General features: G+C 63.0%; 6 protein-coding genes and 3 rRNA genes. All 9 read right to left on the reverse strand.

Annotated elements, in window-relative coordinates:
• Positions 1-7 precede the first annotated feature (7 nt).
• The 9 genes from AMYHA_RS15920 to AMYHA_RS15965 all read right to left on the reverse strand — a co-directional run bounded on the left by AMYHA_RS15920 (position 8) and on the right by AMYHA_RS15965 (position 12029).
• Positions 8-193: a hypothetical protein gene (locus AMYHA_RS15920; protein ID WP_051399981.1), complete on the reverse strand. Its 186-nt coding sequence runs from the start codon at positions 191-193 to the stop codon at positions 8-10.
• 16 nt (positions 194-209) lie between these two features.
• Positions 210-1217 (reverse strand): HAD-IIA family hydrolase, encoded by a 1008-nt coding sequence (locus tag AMYHA_RS15925; protein WP_034272155.1) that lies wholly within the window; start codon positions 1215-1217, stop codon positions 210-212.
• On the reverse strand, positions 1214-2074 hold the full coding sequence (locus tag AMYHA_RS15930) for a hypothetical protein (RefSeq protein WP_231104779.1): 861 nt from the start codon (positions 2072-2074) through the stop codon (positions 1214-1216). Before AMYHA_RS15930 ends, AMYHA_RS15925 begins: the two co-directional genes overlap by 4 nt.
• A gap of 152 nt (positions 2075-2226) precedes the next feature.
• Positions 2227-2343: ribosomal RNA gene (gene rrf / locus AMYHA_RS15940) — 5S ribosomal RNA — on the reverse strand.
• Positions 2344-2493: 150 nt separating this feature from the next.
• Positions 2494-5610, reverse strand: a 23S ribosomal RNA gene (locus AMYHA_RS15945).
• Between the two features lie 303 nt (positions 5611-5913).
• A 16S ribosomal RNA gene (locus tag AMYHA_RS15950) occupies positions 5914-7445 on the reverse strand.
• Together the 16S, 23S and 5S rRNA genes form the textbook arrangement of a ribosomal RNA operon.
• Before the next feature lie 410 nt (positions 7446-7855).
• Complete coding sequence (locus tag AMYHA_RS15955; protein ID WP_034272162.1) at positions 7856-9793, reverse strand: acyl-CoA dehydrogenase family protein; 1938 nt, start codon at positions 9791-9793, stop codon at positions 7856-7858.
• 165 nt (positions 9794-9958) lie between these two features.
• The gene (tyrS, locus tag AMYHA_RS15960; RefSeq protein ID WP_034277502.1) at positions 9959-11239 is read right to left on the reverse strand and encodes a tyrosine--tRNA ligase; all 1281 of its coding nucleotides are present in this window, start codon (positions 11237-11239) and stop codon (positions 9959-9961) included.
• 184 nt (positions 11240-11423) lie between these two features.
• Positions 11424-12029: a DNA-3-methyladenine glycosylase gene (locus AMYHA_RS15965; protein WP_034277504.1), complete on the reverse strand. Its 606-nt coding sequence runs from the start codon at positions 12027-12029 to the stop codon at positions 11424-11426.
• Positions 12030-12086 lie beyond the last annotated feature (57 nt).

The following is a 12086-nucleotide window of genomic DNA, read 5'->3' on the forward strand; positions in this document are numbered from 1 at the left end:
CGATGTCCTAGACCTTGTCGATGCTGGACAGCGCGACCGTCAACTCGGTGTGCACCGCGTCGAATCGCTCCACGTGCTCGGCGACCGGGCGCTGGTCCAGGTCGTCCAGCGCTCGGACCGCCTCGGCGACGCCCGCGAGCGGGTCGGTGTCCTGCGGCGCGTCCCCGGCCTGTTCCGCACCAGGGTCGCTCATCTGCTCCTCCACGTGGTCAACGGTAGTCGATAGCCCCGACACCGAGTGTGTTCACCACGGCTTTGGCGATGTCAGTGGTACCACTCGCACACCGGACGCCGTGTTGCCACGCCAGCGGGCACAACGCGCGAAGCAGGTCAAGTGGTTCTCCCGCGCCGCTCACCCGCAGCTCACCGTCCGCGACGTCGACCTGCCAGCCAGCTCGCGCCCCCACCGCCAGCTCCGCGGCAGGGGCGGTCACGGCGGACGCGTCGTCCGCGAGATACCGCGGGCGCTGACCTTCCGGTGCTCCGAGCACGTCCGCCGGGTTGGTGACGCCGCTGAGCACCAGCAACGAGTCCAGGTCTGCCGCTGTGGCGCCCGCGATGTCGGTGTCGAGCCGATCGCCGATCACCAGCGGCGCCCGTGCGTCGGCGGCGCGGGCGGCTTCGGTGAACAGCGTTGGCTCCGGTTTGCCCGCCACGGCCGGAGTAGTGCCGGTGGCGGTGCGTAGCGCGGCGACCATCGAGCCGTTGCCTGGCAGTTGGCCGCGCTCGGTGGGCAGCGTCGGGTCGACGTTGCAGGCCACCCATCGCGCGCCAGCCCGGATCGCGGTGCAGGCTTCGGCGAGGTCGGCCCACGCGGTCTCGGGCGAGTGGCCCTGCACGACGGCAGCGACGTCGTCGTTGTACCCGCGGGTCGTCCGCAAGCCAAGACGGCTGACCTCCGCCGCGAGGGCGTCCGTACCGACGACGAGCACCGTTGCGCCTGCGGGCACGGCGGCCGCCAGGAGCCGCGCGCCCGCCTGTGCGCTGGTGGCGATTTCGTCAGTCCGTGCGGGAACGCCCAGGTCTCGCAGGTGCGACGCGACGGTGTCCGGCGTTTTGGAGGCGTTGTTGGTCACGAACCGCACCGCGACGCCCGCCGTGTGTGCCGCGTCGATGCCGCTGACAGCGCCCTTGATCGCCTCAGGGCCGTAGTAGACCGTGCCGTCGAGGTCGAGCAGCAGGCAGTCGTAGCGGTCCAGGAGCGACTGCGCGGTCATCCCAGTTCTGCCGCCCGCTCTGCCGCGTCGGTTTCTTCCTCAGTGTCGGCTTCGGCAGCGTGGGTGAACCAGGTGGCTGCCTCGTCCTTCCTGCCTGCTTCAAGCAAGTTGTCCGCATAGGCGTAGAACAGTCGCGCGCTCCACGGCAGCCGCTTGCGAGGGTCGAGGTCGTCTCCTTGCAGGGCGACGACAGCCGCGTCGAGCTGTCCTAGATCGCGTCGCGCGCCCGCGGCGACGATGCGCAGTTCCACCGCGATCTCTGGTGGGAGGCTCTTGACGTCGGTTTCCTTCGCGAGGTCGAGCGCCCGTTCCGACCTGCCGAGCGCCCGTTCGGCGTCGGCCATGATCGCGACGTGGATGTTGCTGCGCGTCATCCGCCGTACCGCCCGCAGCTCGGACAGCGCTTCCGCCCACTGGCCCGCGTGGTACGCGGCGAGTCCGACGGCCTCGCGCACCACCGGGATGCGCGACGCCTTCACCTTCGCGAACCGGGCGTGCTCCAGGGCCGCTTCCGGATCCGTGTCGACGAGCTCGCCCGCTGCGACAAGGTGTTTGCCAACAAGTTCGGCCAGGTCCTTGGGCAGGCTGCGCAACTCCTTGCGCACCTCGATGTCCAGGGCTGAGGCTTCGATGTCCTCCGGGAGCTCCGGCGCCACTGGACCTTGCGGCTTCTCCTCCTGGCGGTCACGGCCGCCGCGCTGGCGAGCGGGTTTGTCCTCCCGCCCCCGATCGCGGTAATCCCGCTGACGGGACGGCTTGCCCTGCCCGGCATGGTCACGCCTGCCGCGCTGGTCGCGCTCCGGCCTACCGCCCCGATCACCACGAGGGGGCGCGCCGCGACCACCTGATTCCGACACCGTGACCTCCATAGATTTCCCGCTCAATACAGCGTAACCGGTGTGCACGCACCGACTGTCACGCCCTGCGCTCAACATGACCTGCGACATCGGTGTCGACATACCACTGCCCCGGGGAGCGAAACGCTCAACCCGGGGCAGTGTTGAAGAATGTTCGGCGGTGTCCTACTCTCCCACACCCTCGCGAGTGCAGTACCATCGGCGCTGGCAGGCTTAGCTTCCGGGTTCGGAATGGGTCCGGGCGTTTCCCTGCCGCTATAACCGCCGTAACTCTGTCCACCAGCAACAGGGTGTTCTGTGTGTGGTGGCATTCCCCGGAACCGTGTGGTTGGCGGGGAATGAAAGCCTGACGATGTGTGTCGTATTCAGTTTGTGTGGTGTGGTGTTTCAGAGTTGTAGAGTGGATGCGTAGCATGTTTGTGGGCAAGTCCTCGGCCTATTAGTACCAGTCAACTTCACACATTGCTGTGCTTCCATTTCTGGCCTATCAACCCACTGGTCTGGTGGGGGCCTTAACCCATGACGGGTGGGAGACCTCATCTAGGAACAGGCTTCCCGCTTAGATGCTTTCAGCGGTTATCCCTTCCGAACGTAGCTAACCAGCCGTGCCCCTGGTGGGACAACTGGCATACCAGAGGTTCGTCCGTCCCGGTCCTCTCGTACTAGGGACAGCCTTCCGCAAGTCTCCTGCGCGCGCGGCGGATAGGGACCGAACTGTCTCACGACGTTCTAAACCCAGCTCGCGTGCCGCTTTAATGGGCGAACAGCCCAACCCTTGGGACCAACTCCAGCCCCAGGATGCGACGAGCCGACATCGAGGTGCCAAACCATGCCGTCGATATGGACTCTTGGGCAAGATCAGCCTGTTATCCCCGGGGTACCTTTTATCCGTTGAGCGACACCCCTTCCACCAGGTGGTGCCGGATCACTAGTCCCGACTTTCGTCCCTGCTCGACCCGTCGGTCTCACAGTCAAGCTCCCTTGTGCACTTGCACTCAACACCTGATTGCCAACCAGGCTGAGGGAACCTTTGGGCGCCTCCGTTACTCTTTGGGAGGCAACCGCCCCAGTTAAACTACCCACCAGGCACTGTCCCTGAACCAGATCATGGTCCGAGGTTAGATTTCCCATTCGACCAGAGTGGTATTTCAACGATGACTCCACCCACACTAGCGTGTGAGCTTCCCAGTCTCCCACCTATCCTACACAAGCCGAACCGAAAACCAATACCAAGCTATAGTAAAGGTCCCGGGGTCTTTCCGTCCTGCCGCGCGTAACGAGCATCTTTACTCGTAGTGCAATTTCGCCGGGCCTGTGGTTGAGACAGCCGGAAAGTCGTTACGCCATTCGTGCAGGTCGGAACTTACCCGACAAGGAATTTCGCTACCTTAGGATGGTTATAGTTACCACCGCCGTTTACTGGCGCTTAAATTCTCAGCTTCGCCCCGAAGGGCTAACCGGTCCTCTTAACGTTCCAGCACCGGGCAGGCGTCAGTCCGTATACATCGAATTGCTTCTTCGCACGGACCTGTGTTTTTAGTAAACAGTCGCTTTCCGCTGGTCTCTGCGGCCAACCCACGCTCCCACCGCGAGGGTGTTCACGTGTTTTGGCCCCCCTTCTCCCGAAGTTACGGGGGCATTTTGCCGAGTTCCTTAACCACAGTTCACCCGATCGCCTTGGTATTCTCTACCTGACCACCTGTGTCGGTTTGGGGTACGGGCCGCACATGCACTCGCTAGAGGCTTTTCTCGGCAGCATAGGATCACTCACTTCCCCTCATACGGGTACGCATCACGTCTCAGCCCCGTGAGTGGCGGATTTGCCTACCACTCGGCCTACACGCTTACACCAGTCATACCACTTACTGGCGGAGCTACCTTCCTGCGTCACCCCATCACTTGACTACTACAGGATCAGGTCCCACGCTCCACCCCCCACCTTCCCGAAGGAAGTTAAGGGAGCTTCGGGTGGTTAGTCTCACCTGCCTCATCAGGGACGCACACACGCGGGTACGGGAATATCAACCCGTTATCCATCGACTACGCCTGTCGGCCTCGCCTTAGGTCCCGACTTACCCTGGGCGGATTAGCCTGGCCCAGGAACCCTTGGTCATCCGGCGGCAGAGGTTCTCACTCTGCTTTCGCTACTCATGCCTGCATTCTCACTCGACCACCCTCCACCATTAGCTTCCGCCATGGCTTCCCTGGATGATCGACGCTCCCCTACCCATCAACACGACTGCACCCACACCCGAAAGCATGGGCGGATCTCATGTGTCAATGACACAGCTTCGGCGGTGTGCTTAAGCCCCGCTACATTATCGGCGCAGGACCACTTGACCAGTGAGCTATTACGCACTCTTTCAAGGATGGCTGCTTCTAAGCCAACCTCCTGGTTGTCTGGGCAATCCCACATCCTTTTCCACTGAGCACACACTTAGGGGCCTTAGCTGGCGTTCTGGGCTGTTTCCCTCTCGACGACGAAGCTTTCCCCCGCCGTCTCACTGCCGCACTCTCACACACCCGTATTCGGAGTTTGGTTGACTTCGGTAACCCGGTAAGGCCCCTAGGCCATCCAGTAGCTCTACCCCAGGTGTGAAACATACGACGCTGCACCTAAATGCATTTCGGGGAGAACCAGCTATCACGGAGTTTGATTGGCCTTTCACCCCTACCCACAGCTCATCCCCTCAGTTTTCAACCTAAGTGGGTTCGGGCCTCCACGCCGTCTTACCGGCGCTTCACCCTGGCCATGGGTAGATCACTCCGCTTCGGGTCTAGACCACGCGACTCACACGCCCTATTCAGACTCGCTTTCGCTACGGCTACCCCACACGGGTTAACCTCGCCACGCAGCACTAACTCGCAGGCTCATTCTTCAAAAGGCACGCCATCACCAAACCCGAAAGTTCAGCTCTGACGGCTTGTAAGCACATGGTTTCAGGTACTCTTTCACTCCCCTCCCGGGGTACTTTTCACCTTTCCCTCACGGTACTCGTCCGCTATCGGTCACCAGGAAGTATTTAGGCTTACCGGGTGGTCCCGGCAGATTCACAGCAAATTCCACGAGCTCGCTGCTACTCGGGAACACCAACAAGACATGCCAACACAGTTTTCACGTACGGGACTCTCACCCACTACGGCGCACCATCCCAGGCGCTTCCGCTAACCATGCAACACATCCCAGAGAATGGCAGTCCTCTGACGCTAGGTCCCACAACACCACACACACAACCCCTGCCAGGTATCACATGCATGCGGTTTAGCCTCCTCCGCTTTCGCTCGCCACTACTCACGGAATCACAATTGTTTTCTCTTCCTACGGGTACTGAGATGTTTCACTTCCCCGCGTTCCCTCCACACACCCTATATATTCAGGTGCGGGTAACACTCCATCACGAGTGCTGGGTTACCCCATTCGGACACCCTCGGATCTCAGCTCGGTTGACAGCTCCCCGAGGCTTATCGCAGCCTCCCACGTCCTTCATCGGCTCCTGATGCCCAGGCATCCACCATGTGCTCTTAATAACTTGACCACAAAGATGCTCGCATCCACTCTACAATTCTCAAACACCACACCCAAAACAACACTCACGTGTTGCCTCAGGACCCAACAGTGTGCCTCATCCACAACCACCACCAACCAGCAAACCAGGCCCCTTCCACGCCAACCCCACAACAGGAGGCTCGCAGTACTAAACACCCAGCCACCAACCAGCAGCAGCCCTCACCAGCAGTTCCACAATTCCTCGAGCAACCAGGCAACACCACACTCGGATGTTCCACCCAGCCACCCCACCAACCACAACAGCAGCTGATGGACGTGATGTGCTCCTTAGAAAGGAGGTGATCCAGCCGCACCTTCCGGTACGGCTACCTTGTTACGACTTCGTCCCAATCGCCAGTCCCACCTTCGACCACTCCCTCCCCACAAAGGGGGTTGGGCCATGGGCTTCGGGTGTTACCGACTTTCGTGACGTGACGGGCGGTGTGTACAAGGCCCGGGAACGTATTCACCGCAGCGTTGCTGATCTGCGATTACTAGCGACTCCGACTTCACGCAGTCGAGTTGCAGACTGCGATCCGAACTGAGACCGGCTTTAAGGGATTCGCTCCACCTCACGGTATCGCAACCCTCTGTACCAGCCATTGTAGCATGTGTGAAGCCCTGGACATAAGGGGCATGATGACTTGACGTCATCCCCACCTTCCTCCGAGTTGACCCCGGCAGTCTCCCACGAGTCCCCACCATTACGTGCTGGCAACATAGGATAAGGGTTGCGCTCGTTGCGGGACTTAACCCAACATCTCACGACACGAGCTGACGACAGCCATGCACCACCTGCACACAGGCCACAAGGGAACCGACATCTCTGCCGGAATCCTGTGCATGTCAAGCCCAGGTAAGGTTCTTCGCGTTGCATCGAATTAATCCACATGCTCCGCCGCTTGTGCGGGCCCCCGTCAATTCCTTTGAGTTTTAGCCTTGCGGCCGTACTCCCCAGGCGGGGCGCTTAATGCGTTAGCTACGGCACGGACAACGTGGAATGTCGCCCACACCTAGCGCCCAACGTTTACAGCGTGGACTACCAGGGTATCTAATCCTGTTCGCTCCCCACGCTTTCGCTCCTCAGCGTCAGTATCGGCCCAGAGTCCCGCCTTCGCCACCGGTGTTCCTCCTGATATCTGCGCATTTCACCGCTACACCAGGAATTCCAGACTCCCCTACCGAACTCAAGTCTGCCCGTATCGACCGCACGCTGAAGGTTAAGCCTCCAGTTTCCACGGCCGACGCGACAAACCGCCTACGAGCTCTTTACGCCCAATAATTCCGGACAACGCTCGCACCCTACGTATTACCGCGGCTGCTGGCACGTAGTTAGCCGGTGCTTCTTCTCCAGGTACCGTCACCCCAAAAGGGCTTCGTCCCTGGCGAAAGAGGTTTACAACCCGAAGGCCGTCATCCCTCACGCGGCGTCGCTGCATCAGGCTTGCGCCCATTGTGCAATATTCCCCACTGCTGCCTCCCGTAGGAGTCTGGGCCGTGTCTCAGTCCCAGTGTGGCCGGTCGCCCTCTCAGGCCGGCTACCCGTCGTCGCCTTGGTAGGCCATCACCCCACCAACAAGCTGATAGGCCGCGGGCCCACCCCATACCGCCGGAGCTTTCCACCACCACCCATGCAGGCAATGATGCGTATCCGGTATTAGACCCCGTTTCCAGGGCTTATCCCAAAGTACAGGACAGGTTACCCACGTGTTACTCACCCGTTCGCCACTCATCCACCACCCGAAGATGGCTTCAGCGTTCGACTTGCATGTGTTAAGCACGCCGCCAGCGTTCGTCCTGAGCCAGGATCAAACTCTCCAACAATGAACAAAATTGAAGAGAATCATCGACTCTTAAAAAAAACTCAAAAAAGAACCAACAAAGGTTCAAAAAAATCTACTGGCTTAGTAAACAAAGCACACTGTTGAGTTCTCAAACAACACGCCTCTGAAAGGCAGTCATTTCGACTGCTAATCAGGAGGTTTGTTTTTCTCCGTTTGTTTGGCGCCTCCCACTCTACCACCCAAGGTGGGAGCTTGGTTCGAGGCCCCTCTGTCCGGTATCCGTTCGCTTCGCTCTTCGGCGTTGCGCCCGTTTCCCTCTGACGTGAATAAACATTACACGACGCCGAACCCCCGAAAAACAGGGGGGTCCGTTTCTTAGAAATCGCAGGTCAACGCGGTGTGCCTTCGCGAGGGGCCCGAAGGCGCCCTCGCGAAGGCAGCAGGCTGGTGTCAGCGGGTGTTCGGTAAGAACCGTCGAGCGAGGTTCTCTGCCGCCGACGGACCCGGCTCCCACGACGTGATCCACGGCCCCGTCCCCTCGCTCGGGTCGAGCACGCCCGCTTCAAGCCAGATGTAGTCGCCCCGCAGCGTCGCCTTCGCGATCCGGACGTCAGTGTCGTCGGTGTTGTCCCACAAGTCGTGGAAGAACTGATCCACCCGCTGCCGCGCCTGACGGCAGAAGGCGTCGGCGAGCTCGTACGCCTTCGCGCCGGCATCGGGATCGTCGGAACGCTGCATCTCCGCGCGCACGCACGCCGCCGACATCGCGAACAGTTCGGTGCCGATGGTGACGATCCGGCCGAGGAACACCTGCTTCTTCTCCAGCCCCGCCTGCCAGCGCGCCATGCCATAGAACGTGCTGCGGGCCAGCTTGCGCGCGGCGCGTTCGACGAACCGCAAGTGCTTGGCGAGCGTGCCGAACTCGCTGTACGACGTCGGCACCTGTCCCTTGCCCGCGACGAGCTTCGGCAGCCACGTCGCGTAGAAGCCGCTCGCTTTGGCCGCGGCCCGCGCCTTGCGACGGGTGTCCGCCTCGGGGTCAGCGAGATCGCCCGCCGCCTGCAGGTGAGCGTCGACCGCCTCGCGCGCGATCATCAGGTGCATGATCTCTGATGAGCCCTCGAAGATCCGGTTGATGCGCAAGTCCCGCAGGATCTGCTCAGCGGGCACAGCACGTTCGCCACGTGCTGCCAGCGACTCGGCCGTCTCATAGCCACGGCCGCCCCTGATCTGCACCAACTCGTCCGCGATCTTGTAGGCCATCTCGCTGGCGTAGAGCTTCGCGAGGGCCGCCTCGATGCGAATGTCGTTGCGGCCTTGGTCGGCCATGTGCCCGGAGAGCTCCAGGATGCTCTCCAGTGCATAGGTCGTCGCGGCCATGAACGAGAGCTTCTGGGCAACGGCCTCATGCTTGCCGACTGGCTTGCCCCACTGCACCCGCTCGTTGGACCACTCGCGAGCGATCTTGAGGCACCACTTGGCGGAGGCGGCGCAAGCGGCTGGCACGGACAGCCGTCCGGTGTTGAGCGTGCCGAGGACGACCTTGAGGCCCTTCCCCTCGCCCCCGATCACGTTCTCCTTGGGAACCCGGACGTCATGGAATCGGGTGACGCCGTTCTCGATGCCGCGCAGGCCCATGAACTGGTTGCGGTTCTCCACCGTGATACCGGGGGAGTCGGCCTCGACAACGAACGCGGTGACGCCGCCGGGATGTCCCTCGCTCCGCGGCACCCGGGCAGCGACCACCAGCAACTCGGCCACGACGCCGTTCGTCGTCCACAGCTTGACGCCGTTGATCTCGTACGCCTCGCCGTCCTCGGTCGGCGTCGCGGTGGTGGCGAGCCGAGCGGGGTCGGAACCGACGTCCGGCTCGGTGAGCAGGAACGCGCTGACCGCGCCCTTCGCGCAGCGCGGCAGGAAGCGCTGCTTCTGCTCCTCGGATCCGGCGAGCTTGAGCGGCTCGGGAACCCCGATCGACTGGTGCGCCGACAGCAGCACGCCCAGCGTCGGGTGCACGGAGCCGACCAGCACCAGCGCCTCGTTGTAGGCGACCTGCGTCAGTCCGAGACCGCCATAGGCCCGCGGGATCTTGATGCCGAAGCAGCCGAGTTCGGCGAGGCCCTTGACGTAGTCATCCGGGATCTTGGCCTCGCGTTCGATCAGCGCGCCGTCCAGCGTCTCGCAGTAACGCCGCAGGTCGGCGAGGAACGAGCGCGCGCGGTCGTCATCCTCCGGATCGGGTCTGGGGTGCGGATGCACCAGATCGAGGCGGAAATGCCCCAGGTAGAGCTCCTTGGCGAACGACGGTTTCGCCCAGCCAGTCTCCCTGGCCTCCTCGGCGAACTGTCGCGCTTCCTGTTCGGTGACTTTGACCTGCTGCTCGACCATGGGGCCCTCCTCATCGACGGACCGGGTGAGTCGTGCTCTGTGACAAAGGTTACCCAGAGGTAGCTTGACCTGAAACCCCTTGCGTCACTCAGTTCGCACATTCGCCCGGATACCCGGGGGCCGATGCCGCCGTGTGCGTGCTCGTTCGCACCCGGCGGCAGGTGGTCACGCGATCCGCACGCCGCCGAGGTTGCGCTTGCCACGCCGGACGACGAGCCAGCGGTCATGCAGCAAATCGTCGCGAGACGGCTGCCAGGTGTCGTCGGTGACCTTGGCGTTGTTGACGTACGCGCCGCCTTCCTTGATCACGCGACGTGCGGCGCCCTTGCTCTCCACGAGGTCGGCAGCGAGCAGCAGGTCGATGATCGTGGGGCCGTCGCCGAGCGCGACCTCGCCGGTCGGCACCTCCGCCATCGCCGCATCCAGCGTCGATGAGTCGAGCGCGCCGAGCTCACCCTTGCCGAACAACGCCTGGCTGGCCGCGATGACCTGCTCAGTCTGCTCCTTGCCGTGCACCAGGGTGGTCAGCTCCTCGGCCAGCTTGCGCTGTCCCGCCCGCAGAAACGGCTTCTCCTCGGTGAGCTGCGCCAGCTCGGCGATCTCCTCGCGGTCGAGGAAGGTGAACATCTTCAGGAAGCGCACCACGTCGGCATCGGCGACGTTGACGAAGTACTGGTACCACGCGTACGGAGTCGTCAACTCCGGATCGAGCCACACGCTGCCACCGCCGGTCGACTTGCCGAACTTGCGGCCGTCGGCATCGGTCACCAGCGGCGTCGTCAGCGCGTGAACGCTCGCGCCGTCGACCTTACGGATGTAGTCGACGCCGCCGATGATGTTGCCCCACTGATCGGAGCCACCGATCTGCAGTGCGGTGCCATACTTGCGGTGCAGCTGCAGGTAGTCGTACGACTGCAGCAGCAGGTAGCTGAACTCGGTGTAGGACATGCCTTCGCCCTCGAGCCGCCTGCGCACGGTCTCTCGAGCGAGCATGACGTTGATGGAGAAGTGCTTGCCGACGTCGCGCAGGAAGTCCAACGCGGAGACGTCGGCGAACCAGTTCATGTTGTTTTCCATGATGGCGGCGGTCACCGGGTCAGCCTTGTCGCCGAAGTCGACGAACTTCGCCAGCTGGACGCCGATGCGCTCCAGCCGCTGTGCGATGACCTCGCGGCTGACCAAGCTCCGCTCGCCGACGTCGCGCGGATCACCGATCTGACCGGTCGCGCCACCAGCGAGCACCACCGGACGGTGCCCCGCGCGCTGGAACCGCGACAATGTCAGCAGCTGCACGAGGTTCCCGGCGTGCAGACTGTCCGCAGTGGGGTCGAAGCCGGCATAGAGGGTGAGCGTGCCCGCGTCGAGATCTTTGCGCAGGGCGTCGAGGTCGGTGGACTGCGCGATCAGGCCGCGCCAGGACAGCTCGTCAAGGATGTGCTCACTCACGACGTCCATCTTCCCAGGAGGGGTTGACCAGGTGTTCAGCGACCTCGACGTGCTAGACGGCGGCGTCCGATCGGGGTGCTTAAGGAAGCAGGCCGTGGGCGCGGACGATGCGACTCGCGCGAATTAAGGTGCAACTCGCGGCGATTACGGTGACACTCACGCGCAACAAGGTGGGACTCGCGGGTTAGGGCCGGGGGCGCTTTTCGTGGCGGCGGTAGGTCGAGACCGCACGGGAGTCCGGGAGCCAGAAGCGCCATGGCGTCTCCTTCGCCGCCGCGACGCCGACCCGTGGCCCGCTGCGGATGCGTTCGTCCACCACCGGGGCCGCCTCGTAGAGCCGCACGGACGACTCGGCATCGGTGAGGTCGACGCCGTTGTGCTCGCGGACGAGCCCCAACGCCGAGGCCAGCCGAGCGGGTCCGCGCGCGAGATCGTGGTGGTTGCGCGCGGCGCGCCTGCGCTGCTGCGCCAGCTCAACACCCGACGTGATCTCGCCCGCCCGCAGCAGGACCGCGCCGGGCACGCCGTCGGTCAGGCACACGACGTTGGCGCAGAAGTGCATCCCGTAGACGAAGTACACGTACAGGTGACCCGCCGGTCCCCACATGACGTCGTTGCGCGCGGTCCGGCCTCGGTAGGAGTGCGACGCCGGATCATCGAGCCCCCGGTACGCCTCGACTTCCACGATCCGGGCGGACACCGTGCCCTCGGACGTCGTGGCCTCCAGGGTGCAGCCGAGCAGGCGCGCGGCGGCGTCGACCGGGTCGATCGCCAGCTCGGCGCGCGGCATCAGGGCGGTGGTGACATCACGGTGTGGCGACACCTGGCGAGGGTACGTCGTCGCCGT

The organism is Haloechinothrix halophila YIM 93223, assembly GCF_000504245.1.
Classification (GTDB): Bacteria; Actinomycetota; Actinomycetes; order Mycobacteriales; family Pseudonocardiaceae; genus Haloechinothrix_A; species Haloechinothrix_A halophila.

Coding starts and splice junctions, on each gene's coding strand:
- AMYHA_RS15920 (WP_051399981.1), bottom strand. CDS start 193: ATGAGCGACCCTGGTGCGGAACAGGCCGGGGACGCGCCGCAGGACACC.
- AMYHA_RS15955 (WP_034272162.1), bottom strand. CDS start 9,793: ATGGTCGAGCAGCAGGTCAAAGTCACCGAACAGGAAGCGCGACAGTTC.
- AMYHA_RS15925 (WP_034272155.1), bottom strand. CDS start 1,217: ATGACCGCGCAGTCGCTCCTGGACCGCTACGACTGCCTGCTGCTCGAC.
- AMYHA_RS15965 (WP_034277504.1), bottom strand. CDS start 12,029: ATGCCGCGCGCCGAGCTGGCGATCGACCCGGTCGACGCCGCCGCGCGC.